Origin of the sequence: Actinoplanes sp. NPDC049598, from assembly GCF_040675435.1 — a bacterium.
In the GTDB taxonomy this organism is placed as follows: domain Bacteria; phylum Actinomycetota; class Actinomycetes; order Mycobacteriales; family Micromonosporaceae; genus Actinoplanes.
In genome coordinates, this window is record NZ_JBFAOX010000007.1 from 221,179 (window position 1) to 243,681 (window position 22,503).

A 22,503-nucleotide genomic window follows, 5' to 3' on the forward strand; every position below is an offset into this window, starting at 1 on the left:
CGCCGCTGCCGAAGGTACGTAGCAGCAGCATAACGGCGTTGCGGTGGGCCGACGCCAAGGACCTGTGCGCACTTTGATCCACATGAATTACTCTGTGCCCCATGAGGATGCTGGGACATGCTCGATCGGCGGTCGCGCTGACGGCTGCCGCGATTCTGGTGATCGGCGGGCTCGCCGGTTGCGCCAAGAAGGACGACGGGGGCACCACCGAGAGCGGCGTCGCTCTGGTCAAGTCGGGGGCGCTGACCACGTGTACGCACCTTCCCTATGCGCCGTTCCAGTCGAAGGACGACAGCGGCAAGGTGGTCGGGTTCGATGTCGCCCTGATCGATCTGGTCGCCGCGAAGCTGAACGTGAAGCAGGAGATCGTCGACACGCCGTTCGAGGGCATCAAGTCCGGCGCCGACCTGAACTCCGGCAAGTGTGATGTGGCCGCGGCCGGCATGACGATCACCGACGAGCGCAAGAAGGTGCTCGACTTCTCCGACCCGTACTTCGATGCCACGCAGGCGCTGACCGTGCTCACCGGCAGCACCGTCAAGACGCTGGACGACCTGGTCGGCAAGCGGCTCGGCGTGCAGGGCGGCACCACCGGCGAGGAGTACATCAACGCGCAGGTCAAGGAGAAGAGCCTCAAGATCGAGGTGGTCTCCTACAAGGATCTGGCCGCGCTGCAGCAGGCCCTGGCCACCAACCAGGTCGCGGCCGCCGTCAACGACCTGCCGGTGTGGAACGAGTACATCAAGGCCAATCCGGGCAAGGCCGTCGTCGCGGCCGGCTTCGACACCGGTGAGCAGTACGGCTTCGCCGTCAAGAAGGGCAACGCCGAGCTGCTCAAGACGGTCAACGAGGCCCTGACAGCGGCGCGCTCCGACGGCACGTACGACAAGATCTACAAGGAATGGATCGGCGACAAGCCGGCCACGTAGATGAAACTGAGTCGCCGCCAACGGCAGCGGATCTTCCGCATCGCCGGCTACGTCGTCTTCCTGGCGGTGATCGCGATCGTGATCGCCGCCGCCGACTGGGGCCGCCTGTCCGACGCGTTCTTCCGGGGCGACGTCGCCCGCAGCATGTTCCCGGACGCGATCCTCGTCGCGCTGCGGAACACGATCATCTACACGCTGCTGGCGTTCGTGTTCGGGTTGACGCTCGGGCTCGTACTGGCCCTCATGCGACTGTCGTCGATCCTGCCGTACCGGTGGGCGGCCACCGCGTACATCGAGCTCTTCCGGGGTCTGCCCGCCCTGTTGGTGCTGTTCATGGTCGGGTACGGCATCCCGCTGGCCTTCCCCGACCGGGAGATCCCGGGCGGCGTCTACGGCTCCGTGACCCTCGGGCTCGGGCTGACCGCCGCCGCGTACATGGCCGAGACGATCCGCGCCGGCATCCAGGCCGTCCCGAAAGGGCAGCTGGAGGCGGCGCGGACGCTCGGCATGTCGCACACCCGGGCGATGATCTCGATCGTGCTGCCGCAGGCGTTCCGGATCGTCGTGCCACCGCTGACCAACGAGATCATCCTGCTGACCAAGGACACTTCGCTGGTGTACGTCCTCGGCGTGACCCCGGCGACCATCGAGTTGACCAAGTACGCCGGCGACACGCTCAACACGAAGGTCAATCCGACCCCGCTCGTCGTGGCCGGGTTGCTCTACCTGGTCATCACGTTGCCGTTGTCCCAGCTCGTCCGTCGTCTGGAGCGCTGATGTCCACCATCGAGATCAGTGGCCTGCACAAGTCGTTCGGCCCGCTGGAGGTGCTGCGCGGCATCGACCTGACGGTCGAGACGGGCGAGGTGGTCTGCGTGATCGGCCCGTCCGGCTCGGGCAAGTCGACCCTGCTGCGCTGCGTGAACCTGCTGGAGGAGCCGACCTCGGGCTCCATCCGGGTGGCCGGGGTCGAGGTCACCGACCCGGACACCGACATCGACGCCGTACGCCGCGGCATCGGCATGGTGTTCCAGCAGTTCAACCTGTTCGGCCACCTGAGCGTGCGGGAGAACGTCACCATCGCCCAGCGCCGCGTCCTGAAGCGTGGCCGGGCCGAGGCCGACCGGATCGCCAAAGTCAACCTCGGCCGGGTCGGCCTCACCGACAAAGCCGACGCGCATCCGGCGCAGCTCTCCGGTGGTCAGCAGCAGCGGGTCGCCATTGCCCGCGCGCTGGCCATGGACCCGCAGCTGATGCTCTTCGACGAGCCGACCAGCGCCCTCGACCCCGAGCTGGTGGGCGAGGTCCTGGCCGTCATGCGCGGCCTGGCCGCCGAGGGCATGACCATGCTCGTGGTCACCCACGAGATGGCCTTCGCCCGCGAGGTCGCCTCCCGCGTCGTCTTCATGGACGCCGGCGTCATCGTCGAGCAGGGACCTCCGGCGGAGGTCTTCGGCCAACCCCGAGAGGCCCGTACGCGCGAGTTCCTGCACCGCGTATTGGAGCCGGCCCGGGTCAGCGAGTCGGAGATCGGAGCCCATCTGACGGAGTGAGCACTCCGGCCTGGGCCATGCTGTCGACGGTGCCCAGGTAGTGCTCCTCCAAGGTTTTGACGAAGTCGTCGGCCGAGCCGATGCGGAAGACGTCGACCACCTGCTGGTGGCGGCGGACCGCCTCGTCGAGGCCGATGTGCTGGCGGTCGATGGAGGAGCGCATCAGGGCGCCCATCTGCGCGTCCAGGGTGCGCCAGAGCGCGGCCAGCCGGTGTTTGCCGGCCGCGTCGACGATGCAGCTGTGGAACTCGGTGTCCAGGTCGATCATGGCCGCCACGTCGCCGCTGACGGCGGTGGCGGCCATCCGGTCGACGACCTCCTGCATGCGGTCGGTGACCGGCTCGGGGTGGACGGCGAGCAGGCGGGCCGCGCCCGACTCGAGCACGAACCGGGCGTAACACGCGTCGCGGATCTCCTCGTACGACATCCGGGTCACCACGCTGTGCCGGCGCGGTGAGATGTCGACCAGCCCGTCCACGCTGAGCTGGCGCAGCGCCTCCCGCACGGTGGAGCGGCTGACCCCGAGATCCTCGGCCAGCGGGGCCTCGACCAGCCGCTGGCCCGCCTCGTACTCGTTGTTGAGGATCTTGCGCCGGAGCTCCAGGTAGACCGCCTCCGGCAGGGAGCGGTGCAGGAAGTTCGCGGGCTCACTCATGGCTGGGATTCTATGTCGCCGGTGGTCACTCCCCGGTGCTGGTCGCCCTGGATCTCCAGGCTGAGGGCCTCGGCCGGGCCGCACAGCATGGGCATCAGGCCGGGGCCGTGGCCGGGCTGGGGGCTGCCGCCGTGCACGATCACGCCGACGGTGCGCCAGCCGCGCCGGTAGCCGGCGTTGTGGCGTACATCCAGGTCGTCGACGGCGACAAGATCACCTAGCCGGAACGGACCGGACGTGATCTGCAGGTCGATGTCCCACATGTGGGCGGGCCGCCCGATCCCGTTGCCGGCCAGCGACGACGGCACGGCCGCCCGCACCGCCACCCGGACCCGATCACCGTCGACGGAGAGCGGTAGCCGGTCGATGAAGGAAGGATCGGTGTTCATCAGGGTGACCGTCGGAGAGATGACAGCGCCCTGGCCGTGCGTGCGGACCAGGATCGGGTCGCCCGGCAGCAGCTGTTCGAGCACGTCGTCGGGGAAGACGACGATCACCCGCCCCTGCTCGCCGCGCTTGCCGAGCACCCGGCCCCGCCGCCCGGCCGCCGCGCCACCGTGCACGACGGCCTCGTTGCCCAGGCAGGCGTACGCGGTCAGGGCGTGCCGGGCGGCCTGGTCGCGGTGTTCGAGCGTGACGCCCGGGGCCGCGTGGTCGGCGTCGTGATCGAAGACCCCGTCGCCCAGGTGGACCCCGAGGACGATCCCGGCCGTGCCGATCGGGACGTACGGATGGCCGTCGGCGTCGATCAGGTAGGGCGACGACGGCATCACCGGCGTCTCCACGGCGCCGCTGAGATTCATGGCGACCGTCTTCACGATGACTCCTCCACTGAGAATGCCGAGGCCGGGCCGGACAGGATCGACGTCGGCCCGGGCCCGTGGCCGAACAGCCGGCAGTGACCGGTGCTGATCACGCCGACGGTCAGATATCCGGGCCGGTACCCACGTCCGTACCGGTGGTCCTGGTCCTCCAGCACGACCAGGTCGCCGAGCCGCAGCGTCTCCAGCCCGAGCGACAGGTCCTCGCCCTGCCCGGCATAGGCGCCCATGAGATCGGTGTTGGCGAACTCGGACACCATGCCCGCGCCCGCGCCGACCGCCGCCGCCGGCACCCGGGCCGCGACCCGGACGTGGAGCCGCCCGTCCGCGCCCGTGCTTATCGGCAGCTCGTCCAGCAGGTCCGGGTCCAGGTTCTTGGCCACGATCTCCGGGTGATCAAGCAACTTCAAGCCCTGGCCGTACGCGGCCACGCTGACCCGGTCGCCCGGGGCGACCCGCTCCAGGTCCTCCTCGGCCATGTCGACCAGGACGTACGCGTGCTGGCCGAGCACCCGCCCGACGGCCCCGGTGGCCGGCCCCGACCGGACGGTGACCTTGTTGCCGGCGCAGGCCAGGAACTGCAGCGCCATGTTGGCCCCCTCGCCGGCCGCCCGCACGGACAGGCCCGGCTCCAGGTGGTCGGCCGCGTAGCCGGTGGCCGGGTCGCCGGCGTGCGCGCCCAGCGTGACCCCGCCCATGCCGGGCAGCAGGAACGGAGTGCCGTCGGCGTCGACCCGGTAGCCGTGCCGGTCGGCCAGGGCCGGCCACACCTCACCGGCCAGGATCTGGGTGACCAGGCGGTCCCGGTTGGTCCGGACAGTGCTCACGAGGCGGCTCCGAAGCGGAAGTTGTGCCCGCGCAGGGCGGGCGCGGTGGCGGCGCCGTTCCAGACGTTCATCACCGGCTGGGAGCGCAGGTCCCGGCCGAGGCCGTCCACGGTGGCCAGCAGGTCCAGGACGGAATGGGTGAAGCGCGCGCCCGCGACCGGCGCGGCCAGGCGGCCGTTCTCGATCAGGAAGCAGCCGTCCCGGGAGACGCCGGTGATCGTGCCGGTGACCCGGTCGACCAGCCGGGTGTACCAGAAGCGCTGCACGTAGACGCCGCGCTCGACCCCGGCGATCAGCGATTCCTCGGTCTCGTCGCCGGGCGCGAGCACCAGGTTGGCCGCGACCGGGCGGGGCGGCTCCTCGCGGGCGATGTGCGCGTGCCCGGTCGAGGCGGTGCCGAGCTCCCGCGCGGTCGTCAGGTCGGTCACGGCGGCGCCGACCCGGCCCCGGTCCAGCAGCGCGACCCGGGACTTGGGGGTGCCCTCGAGGTCGAAGCCGATCGGCAGCCCGGCCGCGAAGCCGGCGTCGTCGGCCACGGTCACGATCGGCGCGGCGACCTGGGCGCCGGGCCCCGGCGCGGCGAGCAGGCCGACCCCGGCCGCGGCCAGCTCGCCGCCGAAGCCGAAGTCGGGCAGGAAGCCGATCAGCTCCCCGGCCGCCTGCGGGCCGAGCACGACGGTGTAATGCCCGTCCGCCAGCGGTCCACGCCCCCGGCCGGCGGTCGCCTCGCTCACTGTGCGGGCGATGGCCTGTTCGATGCCGAGCGCGCCGGCCGAGCGGTGCAGGTCGATCCAGTGCGAGGTGCCCTCGTCGACGGTGGCGGTCAGGCTGCCCGAGGCCTCGGTGGCGAGGGTGTGGTGGGCGACTCCGGCCGTGTTGACCACGGCCATCTGGGTGACCGCGCGACCGAACATGCCGGCCGCCGCCTCGTTCTGCTTCATGGCCGACGAGGCCAGGGCGGCCCGGGCCCCGGCGTCGAAGGCCACGGTGTCGTCGTGCCAGAGTGACATGTCGGATATGTCGACCGGGTCGGCGACCGTCGCGGGGCCGGCTGCGGCGGCCCGTCGAGCCAGGTCGTGGGCGAGGGCGGCGGCCCGCGCGACGGTCGCGGAAAGATCGCCGAGGGTGCCGCAGGCGGCGCGGGCGGCGTGCCCATCGGCCACCGCCCGGACGATGAACTGCGTCTCGGTGATGTTCTGGGGCTGGTGGATGCGGCCGCCGGCGAAGCGGGTGTATTCGCCGGCCCGCCCGAGCAGGGCGATCTCCACGGCGTCGGCCGAGGTGCCGGACGCCGCCTTCTGGAGCGTCTCCAGCAGCGAATCGGGTGGGACGGGAGCGGTGAACGAGGACATCAGGCGACTCCGATCCTCAGATCGCGGACGAGCATGGGCGCGGCGCCGTGGGAGAGAAAACCCCACTGCTTCGGCTCGCCCTTGCCGCACGGGTAGCCGTACGAACGGAACTCCGACGGGCCGGCCACGGCCTCGACCGAGCCCCAGAACTGCGGGGTGATGCCGCCGTACGAGAAGTTCTTGAGCAACCGGCCGCGGCGGCCGCGCTTGACCTCGTACGCCACCTCGGTCCCGAACTGGAAGTTGAGGCGCTGGTTGTCGATCGACCAACTGCGGTTGTCGTCGATGTAGTAGCCGTCGCCCATCCGTTCCAGCAGGTCGTCCAGGCTGCCCTGGCCGGGCTGGAGGAAGACGTGGGTGGCGAAGCAGACCGGCATGTAGCCCCAGCCGTCCGAGCGGGCGGCGCCGGTCAGCGTCTGCCCGGAGCGGGCGGCCGAGTCCCGGTTGGACAGCGTGTGCCGCACGATGCCCTCGTCGATCAGGTTGAAGGCGCGGGCCGGGGTGCCCTCGTCGTCGAAGGCGAAGCTGCCCCGGGTGCCGGGCACGGTCGGGTCGGAGGTGATGGTGACCGCCGGCGACCCGTACCGCAGGGAGCCGATGTCACCGGGCCGGATGAACGACGTACCGGCGTAGTTGGCCTCGTCGCCGAGGATCCGGTCGAGCTCGAGGGCGTGCCCGCTGGACTCGTGGATCTGCAGCGACACCTGCTGCGGGCCGATCACCACGTCGGCCTGCCCGGGGTCGGCCATCGGGGCGGTCAGCAGCGCCACCGCCTCCTCGCCGACCCGGGCCGCCTGCTCCAGCATGGACAGCGACGAGAGGTATTCCCAGCCGGCCGCGGCCGTGTTGCCGTGGAACGAGTTGGGGTAGCTGCGCCGCTGCACGTCACCGTGGCCGTGTGCGGTGACCAGCAGCATGGCGCCGGTTTCGACGAAGTGCTGGTGCTGCCGGGAGCCCTCGGTGTCGGCGTAGTGCCGGTGCTGGCGCTTGGCGTTGATCCCGGCCTGGGCCGCGGCGACCAGTTCCGGGGCCGAGGCGGCGGCCAGCCAGCCGGCCAGCAGCTCGTACCGCTGTTCGGTGGAGACCGCGAACGGGTCCTCGGCCACCTCCGTGGCGTAGGTGCCGCTCGACGGCTCGCGCGGCGGCAGCGAGACCGGCTTGCCGTGCCCGGCCATGGCCACCGCCGAGGCGTGGGCGTCGTGCGCCGCACTAACGGCATCCGTTAGTGACCCTAACGGGCGGGCCGCGAAGCCCCACTGTCCGTCGACCAGCACCCGGACGCCGATGCCGATGTTCTGCTCGATCCGCTCATCCGGGTCGCTGCCGAGGGTGACGTACGACCGCATCTCCTCGGCCTCGATCAGCCGCGCGTCGGCGAAGTCAGATTTGTCGGATACGGCGCCGAGGGCGCTGTCCAAGATCGAGGCGGCGGTCGAGGAATCGGCGAGGGAGCCCCAGGAATGCGCGCTCACGCGGCGTCCAGCGGCATGTTCACCCACGAGCGGGTGCGGAACGACTTCTCGTAGGCGTTGATCGTCTCCTGGACGAGCGCGCCCTGGCCGAAGTCACCCTGGTTGGCCGGGCCGCCGGAGAGGATCTCGGTGGCGAAGTCGGCGCACAGGCACGAGTAGAACAGGAAGTCCCAGTCCTCCTGCGAGCTGCCGCCGGCCGGGAAGAACTCCTGCGGGATCTCCCGCTCGACGAACTCGACCTCGCTCTTGGTGGCCGTCCTGATGGTCTGGCAGATGCCGAACTCGTCGACCAACCGCACGATGATCGCGCCCTCGGAGCCGTAGATGCGGGCCTCGATGCCGGGGAAGTTGCCGACCGTGACGTACGAGGACTGGATCGAGCCGAGCATCCCGTTGGAGAACTCGCCGATCCACATGTCCCCGTCGTCGATGTTGAGCCGCTGCGTCTGGCCGGTGGCGCGGACCATCCGCTCCGGCACGAAGTTGCGCATGGTGCCTACCACCGACTCCAGCTCGGCCCCGCTCCACCAGTGCATGATGTCGATGATCGGGGCGCCGTAGCCCTCGATGGACGAGGTGGCGATGACGTCGGGGTCGGCGTCCGGGTCGACCTGGCGCATCGGGGTGGCCGGGTCGATCCACTGGCTGTTCTGCTCGTATCCGTTGAAGATGTACGGCTGCCCGACGAACCCCGAGTCGATCAGATGCTTGGCGTACTGCACGGCCGGCGCGTACCGGAACGTGAAGCCCAGCTTGGTCTTCAGCCCCTTGGTCTTGGCCAGCTCGGAGAGGGCCCGGGTCTCCTGGTAGTCGTGGTGCACCGGCTTCTCGCACAGCACGTGCTTGCCGGCCTCGAGGGCGGCGGCCGAGATCTCGTAGTGGGCGGTGTTGGCCGTGGCCACGTCGATCACGTCGATGTCCGGGTCGGTCAGCAGCTCGCGGTAGTCGGTCACCAGCTTCTTGACGCCGAACTTCTCGCCGGCCTCGGCCAGGATCGCCGGGTCGGTGTCGGCCAGGGCGACGACCTCGACGCGGGGGTCGCGCTGCCAGCCGGGGATGTGCGCCCGCTGGGCCCAGCGGCCGGCGCCGGCTACTGCCACGCGGAGTTTGTCAGTCATGGGAGGGGTCCTTTCAAAGGCCTTTAGTCCACTTAGGGGCGGTGGCGGGGCGGTTGGACGGGTTCAGCGACGCACGCGCGGGTCGATCGCCGCGTAGGCGAGGTCGACCAGCAGGTTCATCACGACGATGAAGAAGGCGGCGAAGAGGACAGCGCCGGTGATCATGGGAATGTCGAGGGTGCCGATGGCGTCGAAGGTGAGCTTGCCGATGCCGGGCAGGCCGAACACCGACTCGATGACCACGACGCCGCCGAGGAAGTAGCCGAGGTCCATGCCGAGCATGGTCAGCAGCGGGCTGAGCACGTTGCGCAGGCAGTGCCGGAGCAGGATGACGCTCTCGGGCATGCCCTTGGCCCGCGCGGTCTGCACGTACGGGCTGCGCAGCGCCTCCAGCATGTTGGTCCGGGTCAGCCGGGCGTACCAGGCGGCCCCGCCCAGGCCGAGGGTGAACGACGGCAGGATCAGATAGTTGATGAACGGGTTGGCGTAGCCGCTCAGCGGGAAGACGCTGGTCTTGTAGGCCAGCACGTAGAGCAGCAGCAGCCCGACCCAGAACGGGGGCGCCGAGAGCCCGATCAGCGAGGCGAGCGTGGTCGCCCGGTCGAGAAGACCCTTGGGGCGGTACGCGGCGATGATGCCGATCGGCACGCCGAGGAGCACCTCCCACAGCACGCCGAGGACCGCCACCGCCGCGCTGACCGGCAGCGCGTGGCCGATGGCCGAGGTCACCGACATGCCCTGCAGGGCGTAGCTGGTGCCGAGGTCGCCCTGCACCGCCTGGCGCAGGTAGAGCCAGTACTGGTAGCCGAGCGAGCGGTCCAGGCCGAGCTCGTGGTGGATGGAGGCGACCGTGTCGGCGCTGGCGTTAGGTCCGGCGATGAGCCGGGCCGGGTCGCCCGGCACCACGTGGGTCATCAGGAAGGCCAGGGTGACCACGCCGAACAGGACGATGATGGCCTGGGGCAGGCGGCGCAGCAGGAAACGGCTCATCAGCGGCGCTCCGGGGCGGTCGGGTCGAGCAGGTCACGGAGCCAGTCGCCGGCCAGGTTGAAGGCCAGCACGGTGAGGATCAGGCAGACGCCGGGGGCGAAGAGGAGCCAGGGCGCGATCTGGAAGTACTCCTTGCCCTGCTCGATCATCTGGCCCCAGGACGGGTCGGGCACCGGCACGCCGACGCCGAGGAAGGAGAGGGAGGCCTCGATCAGGATCGACGAGGCGACGCCGAGCGTGGCGTAGACGATGATGGTCGGCACCAGATGCGGGAACAGGTGCTTGCGCATGACCCGCCAGTGCGACAGACCCAGGGTGCGGGCGGCCACCACGAACTCGCGTTCCTTGAGCGAGAGCACGAGGCTGCGCACGATGCGGGCCAGGGCGGTCCAGTAGATCAGCGCGATCACGAAGACCACGTTCTTGGCGCTCGGCCCGGTCACCGCGATCAGCGCGATGCAGAACAGCAGGATCGGGAACGACATGACCACGTCGGTGATCCGCATCAGCACCGTCTCGACCCAGCCGCCGAGGTAGCCGGCGACCAGGCCGACCAGCACCCCGAGCACGGTGGCCAGGCCGTTGGCCAGGATGCCGATGACCAGCGAGACCCGGGCCCCGTAGAGCAGCCGGGAGAGCACGTCACGCCCGTTCGGGTCGGCCCCGAGCAGGAAGTTGCCGTCGGGCCCGACCGGCGCGCCGTTGGCCTGCAGCCCGTCCGGGTAGGTGGTCAGCGGCGGGTGCGGGGCCAGCAGCGGCGCCAGCACGGCGGCCAGCGCCAGCAGCACCAGCAGCACGATCGAGAGCAGGGCCGGCCAGTCCTTGCGCAGGCTGCGCCAGGCCCGTAGGCCGAAGCCGGGCAGGGCCGGGTCGCCCTGGGGGATCTCCAGTGGTGCGGTCATCGGTCACCTCCTTCGGCGCGCAGCCGGCGGCGCCGTCCGGCGCCGGGTTCCGGCACGGCGGCGATCAGTTCCTGGGTGTACGGATGTGCGGGCTCGGCGAACACCGATTTGCTCTCGCCGCTCTCGACGATCCGGCCGCCGCGCATGATGGCGATGTCGTCGGCCATGAAGCGCAGCGTCGACATGTCGTGCGAGATGAACAGGTAGGCCAGCCCGTCGGCGTCCTGCAGGTCCTTGAGCAGGTTGAGGATCTGCGCCCGGACCGACACGTCGAGCGCCGAGACGGCCTCGTCGCAGACCAGCACCTGCGGGCCGACGGCGAGCGCGCGGGCGATCGAGACCCGCTGCCGCTGCCCGCCGGAGATCTGGTGCGGGTAGCGCCGGGCGAACCCGGCCGGCAGCCCGACCCGGTCCAGCAGCTCCCGGGTCCGTGCGGTGTGGTCGGGCCGGGGCACCCCGGCCGCGGTGAGGGCCTCGGCGATGTTGTCCCCCGCGGTCAGGCGCGGGTTGAGCGAGTCGTACGGGTCCTGGAACACCATCTGCATGTGGCGGCGGAACTTGCGCAGCGCCCCGCCCCGCAGCTTGGTCACCTCCTGCCCGCCGATCAGCACCTCACCGGCGTACGGCTCGACGACCCGCATGAGGGCGCGAGCCACGCTGCTCTTGCCGGAGCCGGACTCGCCGGCCAGCCCGAGCGTGCGGCCGGGCTCGATGGTGAAGCTGACGTCGTCGACCGCGTTGAAGACCTCCTGCCGCAGCCCCTGGCCGGGGCGCCGGTACTTCACGGTGAGACCGCTGACGGCGACCGCGCTCATACCGTTACCTCGCTCTCGTCCAGCGGGAAGTAGCACGCGGCCGGGCGGCCGGTGGCGGTCGGCGTGAGCGCCGGATCGGCCGTACGGCACCGGTCCTGAACCCGCGGGCAGCGGTCGGCGAACGAGCACTGGTCGCCCTTGACCCCGCCGAACGGCGGAGCGCCGGGGATGGTCGGCAGGCGCCGGGGGAGCGGCCCGCGCAGCGGCGGGATCGAGTCGAGCAGGGCCCGGGTGTACGGATGTGCGGGCCGGGCGATGATGTCGTCGGCCGGCCCCGCCTCGACCACCCGCCCCGCGTACATGATCAGGATCCGGTCGCAGAAGCTGGACACCACGCCCAGGTCGTGGCTGATCAGCACGGTCGCCGTGCCGTGGCGCTCGGTCAGCTCGTCCAGCAGGTCGAGCACCTGGGCCTGCACGGTGACGTCGAGGGCGGTCGTCGGCTCGTCCGCGATGATCATCTTGGGGGCGCAGGCGGCCGCGATCGCGATGCACACCCGCTGCCGCATGCCGCCGCTGAACGCGTGCGGGTAATCCCGCAGCCGCCGCTCGGCGTCGGCGATGCCCACCGTCCGGAGCAGCCGCGCGGCCTCGGAGTGGGCGGCCGCCTTGGACAGCCCGCGGTGCCGGCGCAGCCCCTCGGTGAGCTGGGTGCCGATCCGCAGCAGCGGGTTGAGGCTGGACATCGGGTCCTGGAAGACCATGGCGATGTCGTTGCCGCGCCACCCGGCCAGCTGCTTGGCGTCGTAGCCGAGAACGTCCTGGCCGGCGAAGCGTACGGCCCCGCCGATCTCAGCCGTCGGCGGCAGCAGCCGCATCACCGCCTGGGCGGTGACCGACTTGCCGGAGCCGGACTCGCCCACGATGCCCACCCGCTCACCGGGGGCCACCTCGAACGAGACCCCGCGCACGGCGGCCGATCCCGCGAAGCCGACGGTCAGGCCGTCGACCTCCAGAAGTGCAGTCACATGGAGTCCTTGGGAGTCGGTCCCCGGCCGCGGCGGGTTCTTACGCCGCCGCGGCCGGGGAAACCCGATCAGCGACTGGCGGCGCCGGTCGTCTTCCAGTAGTTGGTCATGTCCCAGCCCCAGATCGGCTGCGAGTGGTAACCGCCGACGGTCTTGCCGAAGACCTCGGTCTTGGAGCCGTAGTAGAGCGGCACCACCGGGTTGTCGGCCAGCATCGCCTTGGTCGCCTCGACGTACGTCTGGGTCGCGGCCGTGTCGTCCTTGGCCGCCAGGGCCTTGTTGACCAGGCCGTCCACGTTCTTGTTGCAGTAGAACGGGTAGTTCTGGCCACCCGGGACGGCCGCCGCGCAGGACAGCAGCGCCTGGTAGAAGTCGCTGGCGTCCGGGTAGTCGGCCACCCAGAAGGTGAGCGTCATCGGGGCCTTGCCGGGCGTGCCGGCCAGGTCGAAGAAGGCGCTCTGCTGCACCGGCTTGGCGTCCACCGTGATGCCGATCTTGGCCAGGTCCTGCTGGAGCTGCGGCAGCAGCGCGGTCCAGGGCGAGGTGTTCCAGGAGTACATCTCGGTCTTGAAGCCGTTGGGGTAACCGGCCTCGGCCAGCAGCTGCTTGGCCTTGGCGATGTCCTGGTCGTGGGTCAGCTTCTCGTCGGTGTAGCCGGTGATGCCCGGCGGCAGGTACTCGTTGGCCACCTTGCCCTGCCCGGCCACCAGCTTGAGCAGGAACTGCCGGTCGAAGGCGTACGAGACCGCCTCGCGCACCTTCGGGTTGTCGAACGGCTTCATCTTCGTGTTCATGGTGACGAAGTAGGTCGACGGCTTGACGATCGTCTTGATCTGCGGTTTGAGCGCCGCGTCATTGCTCACCGAGAGGTAGTCGGCGGCCGGGATCGGGTCGCCCATCAGGTCGATGGTGCCCTTCTCCAGCGACAGCAGCTGGACGTGCGGGTCCACGCCGAGCTTCTCGACCACCTTGTCCACGTACGGCCGGGGCGAGTCCCAGTACTTCGTGTTCCGGTTGACCACGATCTCCTGGCCGGGCGTGAAGTGGTCGAGGGTGAACGGACCCGAGCCGACCGGCTTGTCGCCCGCCGTGCCGTCCTCGATGATCGAGGAGTGCGGCATGGCCAGCACGTACTTGAAGGCGCTGTTGGGCGCGGTCAGCTTGATCTGCACGGTGGTGTCGTCGACCGCGGTGATGCCCTTGGCCTTGTCGGCCACCCCGGTCCAGAAGCCGAGGACCGGCGACTTGGTGGCGGGGTCGAAGATGCGGCCGAACGAGTAGACGACGTCCTTGGCCGTGACCGGCTTGCCGTCGCTGAACGTCATGCCCGAGCGCAGCTTGATGGTGTAGGTCAGGCCGTCGGCGCTGATCTCGGGCTCGGCCGACGCCGCCTGGGGCGCGATGTTCATCGTGTCGCCGGTGTAGTCGTAGAGCCGGTCGTACAGCATGCGCATGTTGTTCCAGCAGGTGGCGTCGTAGCACACCGCCGGGTCGAAGGTCTTGGGGTCGCTCTGGTAGGCGACGGTCATCGTGCCGCCGTACCGTGCGCTGTCGGCGCTGCCGGTGGCAGCGGAATCGGAGTCACTGTTTCCGGCGCAGGCGGCGGTCAGCCCGACTACGCCGGAGAGCAACGCTGCCAGGATGAGCTTGCGAGCAGCCATCCGGGCCTCCTTTACGGGTTGCCTAGCAGGGAGTTCACGTCATTGAGGCCGCGGACCACGCTGGGGGTGGCCGCCGCCAGGGAGAGCCGGAGGTGGCCGGCGCCGCCCGGCCCGAAAGCCGTTCCGGGTGCCGCGGCCGTGCCGGTGTGATGGAGGAGGCGCTCGGCGAAACCGTCATCGGCATTCGGGAGCGCCAGCCAGAGGTAGAAAGCTCCGGCCGGCCGGGTGGCGAGCAGGCCGAGCCGCTGCGCCGTGGCGAGGGCGACGTCGCGGCGTTCGCGGTACGCGGCGCGCATGACGGCCACACAGTGCTGGTCGCCGGTGAGCGCCGCGATCGCGGCATGTTGGGTGATCGTGTTGACACAGGAGGCGGTGACCTCCTGCACGCGGCCGAGAGCAGCCGCGAGCTCGGGGGTGGTGACGGCGTAGCCGATCCGCCAGCCGGTCATGGCGTAGCTCTTGGAGAGCGAGAAGACCGTGACGGCCGGTACGCCCGGGGCGGCCGCGGCGAAGGTGGGCGCGGGCTTGTCCAGCCAGAGCTGGTCGTAGCACTCGTCGGCGATGACGGTGATGCCCTTGTCGGCCGCCCAGTGGCCGAGGGTGGCCAGCTCGTCCGCGGTCCACTGGTAGCCGACCGGGTTGGACGGCAAGTTGACGACGATCGCCTTGGTGCGGGGTCCCGCTTGGGCGTCGAGGTCGTCGTAGTCGGGCGTGTGGTTGGCCTTCGGGTCCAGCCGGTAGCCGCGCGGCACGGCGCCGAGCAGCGTGGCGATCGTGCCGAAGTTGGGCCAGCCCGGGTCGGGGACGAGGATCTCGTCGCCGGCCGAGAGCAGGCTGCGGTACGCGGCGAAGAGCGCGCCGACCCCGCCCGCGGTGACCACGACCTGCTCGGGGCGGACCCCGTCGAGCGCGTTGTCCCGGGCCAGCTTGGCGGTGACGGCCTCACGCAGGGCGGGCAGGCCGACGCTGGGGCCGTAGCGGGTGTGGCCGTCGCGGGCGGCGCGGTCGGCCGCCTCGACGATGTGGGCCGGCGTGTCGAAGTCGGGCTCACCCAGCTCGAGGTGGTTGGCGTCCGGCCTGGCCCAGGCGGCGTTGGCGACCGCACGGATTCCGGAGGCGGCGGTGCCGCTCACTTCGGGGGCGATCACGTCATGCTCCGCATCAGGCCGCCGTCACAGGAGATCAGGCTGGCGGTCACGTAGGAGGCGGCCGGTGAGGCGAGGAAGCCGACCACTGCGGCGAACTCGTCGGCGTTGCCGTACCGTCCGGCCGGGATCGTGGCGATCGAGGCGGCTCGGACGTCGTCCTCGGTGCGGTTGGTGCGCTCGGCGGCGGCCCGGTCCAGGGCGGCCACGCGCTCGGTGTCGATGCGGCCGGGCACCACGCCGTTGACCGTCACACCGTCGGCGGCAACTGTGCGGCCGACTGTTTTCAGCCAAGCCGCCAGTGCGGCTCGGCCGCTGTTCGAGTAGGACAATTCGGGTAGTGGTTCGCGGACTCCCGAGGAGAGGACCGCGATGATTCGGCCGAAGCCGCGCTCGCGCATTCCCGGTAGCAGCCTGGTGGCAAGGTCGATCGGGGTCACCGTGAGCAGCTGGAGGGCGGTGCGCCAGGTGTCGGCGTCCGTTTTGTCGGCCGGGGCCGGGGGCGGGCCGCCCGCGTTGAGCACAAGTATGTCGGTTTTCTCGGCTTTTTCCGCGATTTGTTGAGCTGCGGCGGGATCGGTCGCGTCGGCGGTGACCGTCTCGACGTCGACTCCCTTGATCGTCTTCGCTATCGCGTCCAGCCGGTCCTGATTGCGCGCCCACAGCAGCAGGTCGACGCCCTGGGCGGCCAGGTTGCGGGCGATCGCGGCGCCCAGGCCCGAGCTGGCGCCGCCGACTACGGCCCTCACAGGGTCAACGCCTCAGGGGCCGGCGTCAGGCCGACGCGGTTGAGCACGTCGTCGAGATCCGCGAGGGTGGCCGCGTCCGGCAGAGGGCTGAGCGCGCGGGTGCGGGCGGTGGTGAGGATGCCGCGGCGGCGCAGCACCTCCTTACGGATGCCCAGGCCGACCTTCTGCTGGCCCTCGAAGGCGATGTACGGCAGGTACTTGTCGTTGATGCGAGCGGCCCCGGCCCAGTCGCCGGCCTCGGCGGCCAGGCGGATCGCCCGCAGGATCTCCGGGAAGGCGAAGCCGGTCATCGTGCCGGCCGCGCCGCGCCGCAGCTCCGAATAAGCGCTGACGCCGCCCAGGCCACCGAAGACGGTGAGGCCGGGCCGCTTGTCCAGCAGCTTGGTGATCTTCGGCGGGGTGGGTGGGTCCTCCAGCTTGACCGTGTCGGCGCCGCACGCGTCGAGCGCGGCCAGCAGCGCCGAGACCGGCATGGTGACCCCGGTCGCGGCCGGCTCGTCCTGCACGATCACCGGGACGTCGAGGTGGCCGGCCGCCGCCTTGTAGAAGGCGGAGATGGTGTCGGTGTCCTTGAGCAGCGGGGGAGCGGAGACCATGACGGCGCTTGCGCCGGCCTCGACCGCGCGGCGCGCGTTCTCCGCCACCACCGCCGCCGACGGCGCGGAGCAGCCGACCGCGAACGGGAAGCCGGCGCTTTCGCCGCCGCCGCTTTTGCTGGCGCCGCTTTCGCCGCCGTCGCTCTTGCTGGTGCCGCTGGCCGCTTCGGCGACCGTATTCAGCACGAGGTCGCGCTCGGCCGCGGTCAGGTCGGCCGCCTCGCCCATCACGCCGAGGATGGTGATGCCGTCGGCGCCCCACCGGGCGGCCGCCGCGACGAGCCGGGTCAGGCTCTCGGCGTCGACGGCGCCGCCCTCGGTGAACGGCGTCGGGCTGATGTACCAGGTGCCCCGCAGGCTGATCATCGTCGTCTCCGTTTCAGTAGCCGCGGTCGCGGTGGTACCGGTTGCGCAGCGGTTCGCCGGCCCGGTATCGGCTCAGGTTGTCGAGGAAAAGGTCGGTGATGGCCGCGTTCTCGGTGGCCACCGTGGACGCCGAATGCGGAGAGACGAGTACCTGCTCCATGTCCCACAGCGGCGACGACGCCGGCAGCGGCTCGGTCGCGAAGACGTCCAGCGCGGCCCCGCCGAGGTGCCCCGCCGCGAGCGATTCGATCAGCCCGGCCTCGTCCACGACCGGCCCTCGCGCGATGTTCACCAGAACGGCCCCCGCCGGCAGCAGCCCCAGCCGCCGCTTGCTGACCAGCCCCTCGGTCTCCGGCGTCAGCGGGCAGCACAGCACCAGCACGTCGGTCCGCGGCAGCACTTCGTCGAGCTCGCCGATGGTCCGGACCTCAACCCCGGGCAGCCCGTCCAGCGTGCGGGCCGCGGCTTCCGCCCCGCCCTGCGCGGCGCGGCTGTCGATCCCTGGCCGGCCCTCCGCGGTGTGGCCGTCGGTTGCGGGCCGGCCCTCCGCGGTGTGGCCGTCGATCCCTGGCCGGCCCTCCGCGGTGTGGCCGTCGATCCCTGGCCGGCCCTCCGTGGTGTGGCCGTCGATCCCTGGCCGGCCCTCCGTGGTGTGGCCGTCGATTGCGGGCAGGTTCTGCGCGGCGGCGCCTTCCCGTCCCAGCCGGCCCTCCGCGTTGCGGTTGCGGGCGACGCCGATGACGTGGGTGCCTAGGGCCTGGAAGGTGCGGGCCACCTGGCGGCCCATGCCCCCCAGACCGACCACGGTGACGGTGCGGCCGGCGAGCTGCGCGGTGGTGTAGCGCTCCCACACCCGCGCCTGCTGGCGGCGGCGCAGCTCCGGAACGCCCTTGATGAAGTGCAAGGCCCCGGTGACGGCGAACTCGGCCAGCGGGACCGCGTGGATGCCGCCGGCGGTGGTGAACTCGATGTCGCTGCCGTCGAGGCCGGTGCGCTGGACGAAGCCGCCGATGCCGGCGCTGGTCGCCTGGACCCAGCGCAGCTTGGGGGCCCGCCGCGGCAGGTCGGCCGGGCGCTCCCAGTCGAAGTCGAAGGCGATGTCGGCCCGGGCGAGCAGGCCGGCCCAGCGTTCGGACTGGGCCGCGGTGAGCTCGGGGCGCCGGCCGCCGTGGTCGCAGCGGTACTGCGGCACGGGCAGCAGTTCCGGCTCGTAGAGCACGGTGAGCCCCGGATCGGCGGCGGCGATGCGCTCCACCAGATCCGGCTCCAGGTAGCTGGCGATGACGACCGTCAGCGGGGGCTGTGACATGAACGGAACCCTAAGGGTCGACCGCTGATTGTCGACCGTCGACCTTGAGTCGTTACCGTTCCTTTACTTAAACCGAGGTTTACACCCGGTTCTGCGCTCTGATGACGGACATGCCGGGTCCGGGCTGTTCATCAGAGTTTGAAAGCTTCCATTTACGATCCTACGTAATTTCGATAAGATGACGACATGACCGACGACCGGCTGGCCGACCTCGAACGACGGGTGGCGGCCCTCGAGGAGCGGCGGGCGCCGGCGGTTTCGACCGGTCCCGATCCCGACACGTTCTGGGCCCTCGAGGGGCTGCGAAATCGCGTCGAGGAGCCGGGCGCCGTGCTGATCACCGGGCATGTGACGTTGCCCGACGGGCGGGTCGCGCAGTGGCAGGAGGGCGCCGCCGTCGAGGAGCTGCTCGGGGCCGACTGGTCGGAGCAGGTCGCCGCCCTGACCGCACTCGGGCATCCGGTGCGGGTGCGCCTGCTCAAACGGGTGCTGACCGGCGCCGCCAGCGCGAACGACCTCATGGAGCTCGACGGGGTCGGCACGAGCGGGCAGGTCTACCACCACCTGCGGCAACTGGTCGCCGCGGGCTGGCTGCGCACGATCGGCGGCGGGCGCTACGAGGTGCCCATCGGCCGCGTCATTCCCTTGCTCACAATCCTGGTGGGAGCTCGCCGATGAAACGCGCGATCGCACGATGGCAGACCTGGTGGTTGCGACTCTTCGTCCTGACCGTTCTGGTCGCGGTGGCCCTCGACATCCCCACGCCGTTCGACCTGGTGCTCGCGGCGGCGTTCTTCGCGCTCTCGCTGGTCCGCCCGCCGACTTCGGGCGGGCCGCCGGCCGGGCTGGCGCCGTCGGCCTCGGACCGGGTGCCGGTCGAGCTGGCGCAGCCGCCCTCGGGGTGGGCGCCGGTCCAGCTGGCGCCACCCGTGCGCGGTCGCTGGGTGGCGATCAACAGTCCGGGCACGGCCGTGCCGAGTCACGGCGTCAAGGCGTACGGCCAGGCCTTTGCCGTTGATCTTCTGATGCCGACCGAGGGTGCGCCGGCGAAGATCGGCTGGTCGCTGCGGACGCGCGCGCCGCGGGCGTATGCCTGCTTCGGCGCGCCGGTGCTGGCCATGGCGGCGGGGACGGTCGTTCGGGCCGTCGGCGCCCGGCGTGACCACCGCAGCCGGGACACGTGGCCGTCGCTGATCTGGATGATGACCGTCGAGGCGTTCGTGCGGGAGGTCGGCGGGGCCGGGTGGATCCTGGGCAACCATGTGATCGTCGAGCATGACGACGGCACCTTCGCCGCCTACGCCCATCTGCGCAAGGGCTCTCCGATGGTCCGGGCCGGTGAGCGGGTCGCGGCCGGGCAGCAGCTGGCCGAGGTGGGCAACACCGGCAACACCTCCGAACCGCACCTGCACGTCCAGCTGATGGATCGCGCGACGCCGACGGCCGCGGCGGGCCTCCCGATGCTGTGGCGCGGTCTCATCGAGGAGGACCGGGATCCGCGCTGGTCCACCGGGGAACCGAAGCCGACCGCCCTGGCCGGCTTCCCGGAGAGCGGCCGGATCTTCACGGCACCGGCGGAGAGGTCACCAGCCGAGGTAGCTGCGGACCAGGGCGGCGATGTGCTCGACTGACCGGATGCCCTCCTTCTGGCTGCTGTGGCCGTGGGAGAGGACCGAGAGGGCCACGTCGGTCTTCTCGCCGCTGATGCGGCCGGTGCTGTTGATGATCCACTTGCCGCCCTCGGTGGAGCGGGCGAGCCAGCCGTTCTTCAGGGCCGTCTGCTCGCCCTTGAGTGAGGCGGCGCTGACGCCCCACGTCTGGTCGGCGTTGACCGAGGACATGAGCTGCAGGATCAGGGCTCGTGAGTCCTGGTTGAGTGGGCTGGTGGCCGCGGTCAGGGCGAGGACCAGCCGGGTCTGGTCCTTCGCCGTCGTGCGGCTCAGGCCGACCGACTTCTCCGGGTCGGTGCCGGTCAGGCCCAGCCGGTCCAGGGCCGTACGCAGGCCGGCCACGCTGCCGATCAGGCCGTAGATCTGGGCCGCCGGGTCGTTCTCGCTGGCCACGATCATTCGGCGGGCCAGGTCGCGTTCGGCGGTGGTGAGCGGGCGGCCGGCGTCCTGGGCCTTCAGCAGCAGGGCGGCGAGCAACTCCACCTTGATGACGCTCGCCGCCTCGAACTTCTGGTCGCCGTGGTAGTCGTACCGCCGGCCGGTCCTCCGGTCGACGAAGGAGACCGCGAAATCCGGGGACTCCTTGTCGAGGGCGGTGGTCAGCCGGGCCACCCGCTCGGTCCAGGAGCCCACGGCCAGGGAACGGTCGACCTGATCGCCCTTCTGCGGGCCGGGATAGACCAGGCCGGGCGCCATTTTGATCATCGGGCCGAGGGAGACCAGGTCGTCCTTGCGCGGACTGCCCACCTCGGCCGCCGGGGGCAGCGCGGCGGCGGGCCGGCCGTGCAGCGCGCCGGCCAGGAAACCAGCGAAGATGTCGTACGGCAGGCCGTCGCCGTTGATCGCCTTTCCGTCCTTCGTGCGGATCGGGCCGGGGCGGTCGCGACCCACCCAGACCACCGCGGCCAGCCCGGTGGCCCAGCCCGCGGTCCAGGCGTCGGACGAGTCGGCCGTGTTCCCATACTGCTGGGAGCCGGTCTTGGCGGCGGCGTCCACGCCCGGCACCCGCCCGTCACGGGCGACCACCTTCGACAGCACGGCCCCCACGTCGGCGGCCACGCCCCGGGCGAGCACCCGCGAGGTCCGGGCCCGGTGCCGATGCAGCAGCCGGCCGTCGGCGCGGGCGACCGACTCGACGAAGTGCCGGTCGGCCCGGGTGCCGCCACTGGAGAGGGTGGCGTAGACCGTGGCCAGGTCGGCCGGGGAGACGGGATAGCGCCCGATGGCGATGTCGGCCCGCGTACGGCCGGGAGCCGGGTCACCCTGGGCGTCGACCAGGGTGGACTTGTCGCCGTACCGCTCGGGCACCCCGAGCCGCAGGGCGAGGTCGCGGATCCGGTCGGGGCCGAGCTGCTCGGCCAGCGCGTAGAAGGGGGTGTTGAGCGAGTACACCATCGCGGTGTCGAGCGGGCAGACCGGGCACTGCAGGTTGTCCTGGTTGTAGAGCGGGGCGCCGCCCCGGTCGGCGAACAGGCGGGGCGAGCTGCCGTTGTAGAGCGACCGGTAGTTGATGTCGTGCTCGGCCGCGGCCGCCAGCACCAGCGGCTTGAACGTGGAGGCGGGCGGCCGGGCGGCCAGCGCGTCGTCGAAGAAGCCGCGGCCGCGGTCGCCGCCGTAGTAGGCGCGCACGGCGCCGTCGCCCGGATCCACCGCGACCAGGGCCGAGCGCAGTTGCGCGGGCTGGCCCTTCAGCGCCGCGCCGATGCTGTCGGTGGCCGCCTTCTGCGCGGTCGCGTCGAGCGTGGTGACGACGCGCAGGCCACCGGTGCGGATCTGCTGGCGGCTGATCCCGGCCGCCACGAGCTCCTCCTCGACCCGGTCGGTGATCAGCCCGGCCGGTCCGCCGATGGTGGCCGCCGTGACCGATTCCGGGGCCACGGCGGGGTACGGGGTGTGGTCGGCCGCGCCGTCCGGCAGCCAGCCCGCCGCGCTCAGCTCCCGGACGATCCACTTCCACCGGTTCAGCGTCCACTTCGGATCCACGGCCGGGTCGCCCCGGGTCGGATCCTTGACCATCGCGGCCAGGACGGCGCCCTGGTAGGCGTCCAGCCGGTCGACCGAGGTGCCGAAGAAGGCCCGGGCCGCGGCCTCGATGCCGTACGCGCCGCGGCCGAAATAGATCGTGTTGAGGTACCGCTCGAGGATCTCGTCCTTGCTGAACCGGTGCTCGACCTTCAGCGCCAGCGCGGCCTCCTTGGCCTTGCGGCTGACCGTACGCTCCTGCGTCAGATACGCGTTGCGGACGTACTGCTGGGTGATCGTGGACGCGCCCTCACCGCCGTCGTGGACGAGGTTGGCCCACATCGCCCGGGCCAGGCCGCGCACCGAGACGCCGGAGTGGTCGTAGAAGCCGCGATCCTCGGCGGCCAGGAATGCCCGGCGGACCCCGAGCGGCACGTGGTCGAGGGTGACATCCGTGCGGTCGGTGGTGCCGATCCGGGCCAGGACCGTACGCCCGTCGCGGTAGTAGAGCACGGAAGCCTGCGGCGGCTCCGGATCCGGCGGCAGGTCGACGCTCCAGACGTAGCCGGCCGCGGCCAGCCCCAGGACCAGCTCACCGACCAGCACGACCGCCGCCAGCCAGCGACACCAGCGGGGCCATCGC

At 71.2% G+C, this 22,503-nt stretch carries 21 protein-coding genes; 5 read left to right on the forward strand and 16 right to left on the reverse strand.

Translation table 11 applies throughout. The features are described from left to right. Positions 1-101 precede the first annotated feature (101 nt). From AB0J66_RS18575 to AB0J66_RS18585, 3 genes are read left to right on the forward strand one after another with little or no spacing between them, the layout of a single operon-like run. On the forward strand, positions 102-929 hold the full coding sequence (locus AB0J66_RS18575) for a basic amino acid ABC transporter substrate-binding protein (protein WP_364661708.1): 828 nt from the start codon (positions 102-104) through the stop codon (positions 927-929). Further along, the gene (locus AB0J66_RS18580) at positions 930-1,706 is read left to right on the forward strand and encodes an amino acid ABC transporter permease (protein ID WP_364661711.1); all 777 of its coding nucleotides are present in this window, start codon (positions 930-932) and stop codon (positions 1,704-1,706) included. Beyond that, the gene (locus AB0J66_RS18585; RefSeq protein WP_364661712.1) at positions 1,706-2,482 is read left to right on the forward strand and encodes an amino acid ABC transporter ATP-binding protein; all 777 of its coding nucleotides are present in this window, start codon (positions 1,706-1,708) and stop codon (positions 2,480-2,482) included. Before AB0J66_RS18580 ends, AB0J66_RS18585 begins: the two co-directional genes overlap by 1 nt. Here AB0J66_RS18585 and AB0J66_RS18590 read toward each other — a convergent pair. The 15 genes from AB0J66_RS18590 to AB0J66_RS18660 all read right to left on the reverse strand — a co-directional run bounded on the left by AB0J66_RS18590 (position 2,445) and on the right by AB0J66_RS18660 (position 18,228). Next, the gene (locus AB0J66_RS18590; RefSeq protein ID WP_364661715.1) at positions 2,445-3,137 is read right to left on the reverse strand and encodes a GntR family transcriptional regulator; all 693 of its coding nucleotides are present in this window, start codon (positions 3,135-3,137) and stop codon (positions 2,445-2,447) included. The genes AB0J66_RS18585 and AB0J66_RS18590 overlap by 38 nt on opposite strands. Next, positions 3,134-3,955, reverse strand: a complete 822-nt coding sequence (locus tag AB0J66_RS18595; RefSeq protein ID WP_364661718.1) for a DUF4438 domain-containing protein — start codon at positions 3,953-3,955, stop codon at positions 3,134-3,136. The genes AB0J66_RS18590 and AB0J66_RS18595 overlap by 4 nt, the downstream gene beginning before the upstream one ends. Further along, a complete protein-coding gene (locus AB0J66_RS18600) occupies positions 3,952-4,785 on the reverse strand; it encodes a DUF4438 domain-containing protein (protein WP_364661721.1) in 834 nt (277 codons plus the stop codon). Before AB0J66_RS18600 ends, AB0J66_RS18595 begins: the two co-directional genes overlap by 4 nt. Then, entirely contained in the window at positions 4,782-6,137 is a 1,356-nt protein-coding gene (locus AB0J66_RS18605) for a TldD/PmbA family protein (protein ID WP_364661724.1), read from the reverse strand. Before AB0J66_RS18605 ends, AB0J66_RS18600 begins: the two co-directional genes overlap by 4 nt. Continuing rightward, positions 6,137-7,609 (reverse strand): TldD/PmbA family protein, encoded by a 1,473-nt coding sequence (locus AB0J66_RS18610; RefSeq protein WP_364661726.1) that lies wholly within the window; start codon positions 7,607-7,609, stop codon positions 6,137-6,139. The genes AB0J66_RS18605 and AB0J66_RS18610 overlap by 1 nt, the downstream gene beginning before the upstream one ends. After that, complete coding sequence (locus AB0J66_RS18615; protein WP_364661729.1) at positions 7,606-8,727, reverse strand: Gfo/Idh/MocA family oxidoreductase; 1,122 nt, start codon at positions 8,725-8,727, stop codon at positions 7,606-7,608. Before AB0J66_RS18615 ends, AB0J66_RS18610 begins: the two co-directional genes overlap by 4 nt. Before the next feature lie 63 nt (positions 8,728-8,790). Next, a complete protein-coding gene (locus AB0J66_RS18620) occupies positions 8,791-9,717 on the reverse strand; it encodes an ABC transporter permease (protein ID WP_364661732.1) in 927 nt (308 codons plus the stop codon). Continuing rightward, a complete protein-coding gene (locus AB0J66_RS18625) occupies positions 9,717-10,619 on the reverse strand; it encodes an ABC transporter permease (RefSeq protein WP_364661735.1) in 903 nt (300 codons plus the stop codon). Before AB0J66_RS18625 ends, AB0J66_RS18620 begins: the two co-directional genes overlap by 1 nt. Further along, positions 10,616-11,434, reverse strand: coding sequence for an ATP-binding cassette domain-containing protein (locus AB0J66_RS18630; protein WP_364661737.1), 819 nt, complete (start codon positions 11,432-11,434; stop codon positions 10,616-10,618). The genes AB0J66_RS18625 and AB0J66_RS18630 overlap by 4 nt, the downstream gene beginning before the upstream one ends. Beyond that, positions 11,431-12,402 carry an ABC transporter ATP-binding protein gene (locus AB0J66_RS18635; RefSeq protein WP_364661740.1) on the reverse strand — a complete coding sequence of 324 codons (972 nt, stop codon included), beginning with the start codon at positions 12,400-12,402 and terminating at the stop codon, positions 11,431-11,433. Before AB0J66_RS18635 ends, AB0J66_RS18630 begins: the two co-directional genes overlap by 4 nt. Positions 12,403-12,470: 68 nt before the next feature. Next, on the reverse strand, positions 12,471-14,063 hold the full coding sequence (locus AB0J66_RS18640; RefSeq protein WP_364661743.1) for an ABC transporter substrate-binding protein: 1,593 nt from the start codon (positions 14,061-14,063) through the stop codon (positions 12,471-12,473). 11 nt (positions 14,064-14,074) lie between these two features. Continuing rightward, entirely contained in the window at positions 14,075-15,211 is a 1,137-nt protein-coding gene (locus AB0J66_RS18645; protein WP_364661745.1) for an aminotransferase class I/II-fold pyridoxal phosphate-dependent enzyme, read from the reverse strand. Further along, on the reverse strand, positions 15,208-15,957 hold the full coding sequence (locus tag AB0J66_RS18650; RefSeq protein ID WP_364661748.1) for an SDR family oxidoreductase: 750 nt from the start codon (positions 15,955-15,957) through the stop codon (positions 15,208-15,210). The genes AB0J66_RS18645 and AB0J66_RS18650 overlap by 4 nt, the downstream gene beginning before the upstream one ends. Next, the gene (locus AB0J66_RS18655) at positions 15,954-16,919 is read right to left on the reverse strand and encodes a dihydrodipicolinate synthase family protein (protein ID WP_364661750.1); all 966 of its coding nucleotides are present in this window, start codon (positions 16,917-16,919) and stop codon (positions 15,954-15,956) included. The genes AB0J66_RS18650 and AB0J66_RS18655 overlap by 4 nt, the downstream gene beginning before the upstream one ends. A gap of 13 nt (positions 16,920-16,932) precedes the next feature. Further along, positions 16,933-18,228: a D-2-hydroxyacid dehydrogenase gene (locus AB0J66_RS18660; protein ID WP_364661753.1), complete on the reverse strand. Its 1,296-nt coding sequence runs from the start codon at positions 18,226-18,228 to the stop codon at positions 16,933-16,935. 186 nt (positions 18,229-18,414) lie between these two features. Between AB0J66_RS18660 and AB0J66_RS18665 the strand changes: the two genes are divergently transcribed. Continuing rightward, positions 18,415-18,906 carry a winged helix-turn-helix domain-containing protein gene (locus AB0J66_RS18665; protein ID WP_364661756.1) on the forward strand — a complete coding sequence of 164 codons (492 nt, stop codon included), beginning with the start codon at positions 18,415-18,417 and terminating at the stop codon, positions 18,904-18,906. Further along, positions 18,903-19,859, forward strand: a complete 957-nt coding sequence (locus AB0J66_RS18670) for a M23 family metallopeptidase (RefSeq protein WP_364661759.1) — start codon at positions 18,903-18,905, stop codon at positions 19,857-19,859. The genes AB0J66_RS18665 and AB0J66_RS18670 overlap by 4 nt, the downstream gene beginning before the upstream one ends. On the opposite strand, the gene AB0J66_RS18675 is transcribed toward AB0J66_RS18670, so the two are convergent. Then, a complete protein-coding gene (locus AB0J66_RS18675) occupies positions 19,812-22,466 on the reverse strand; it encodes a transglycosylase domain-containing protein (RefSeq protein WP_364661761.1) in 2,655 nt (884 codons plus the stop codon). The genes AB0J66_RS18670 and AB0J66_RS18675 overlap by 48 nt on opposite strands. Between the last annotated feature and the right edge of the window lie 37 nt (positions 22,467-22,503).

Bases quoted from the DNA above. Each gene is read 5' to 3' on its own strand.
- AB0J66_RS18585 (WP_364661712.1), top strand. From the start codon at position 1,706: ATGTCCACCATCGAGATCAGTGGCCTGCACAAGTCGTTCGGCCCGCTG.
- AB0J66_RS18575 (WP_364661708.1), top strand. From the start codon at position 102: ATGAGGATGCTGGGACATGCTCGATCGGCGGTCGCGCTGACGGCTGCC.
- AB0J66_RS18625 (WP_364661735.1), bottom strand. From the start codon at position 10,619: ATGACCGCACCACTGGAGATCCCCCAGGGCGACCCGGCCCTGCCCGGC.
- AB0J66_RS18630 (WP_364661737.1), bottom strand. From the start codon at position 11,434: ATGAGCGCGGTCGCCGTCAGCGGTCTCACCGTGAAGTACCGGCGCCCC.
- AB0J66_RS18655 (WP_364661750.1), bottom strand. From the start codon at position 16,919: ATGATCAGCCTGCGGGGCACCTGGTACATCAGCCCGACGCCGTTCACC.
- AB0J66_RS18605 (WP_364661724.1), bottom strand. From the start codon at position 6,137: ATGTCCTCGTTCACCGCTCCCGTCCCACCCGATTCGCTGCTGGAGACG.
- AB0J66_RS18590 (WP_364661715.1), bottom strand. From the start codon at position 3,137: ATGAGTGAGCCCGCGAACTTCCTGCACCGCTCCCTGCCGGAGGCGGTC.
- AB0J66_RS18670 (WP_364661759.1), top strand. From the start codon at position 18,903: ATGAAACGCGCGATCGCACGATGGCAGACCTGGTGGTTGCGACTCTTC.
- AB0J66_RS18640 (WP_364661743.1), bottom strand. From the start codon at position 14,063: ATGGCTGCTCGCAAGCTCATCCTGGCAGCGTTGCTCTCCGGCGTAGTC.
- AB0J66_RS18615 (WP_364661729.1), bottom strand. From the start codon at position 8,727: ATGACTGACAAACTCCGCGTGGCAGTAGCCGGCGCCGGCCGCTGGGCC.
- AB0J66_RS18580 (WP_364661711.1), top strand. From the start codon at position 930: ATGAAACTGAGTCGCCGCCAACGGCAGCGGATCTTCCGCATCGCCGGC.
- AB0J66_RS18665 (WP_364661756.1), top strand. From the start codon at position 18,415: ATGACCGACGACCGGCTGGCCGACCTCGAACGACGGGTGGCGGCCCTC.
- AB0J66_RS18660 (WP_364661753.1), bottom strand. From the start codon at position 18,228: ATGTCACAGCCCCCGCTGACGGTCGTCATCGCCAGCTACCTGGAGCCG.
- AB0J66_RS18620 (WP_364661732.1), bottom strand. From the start codon at position 9,717: ATGAGCCGTTTCCTGCTGCGCCGCCTGCCCCAGGCCATCATCGTCCTG.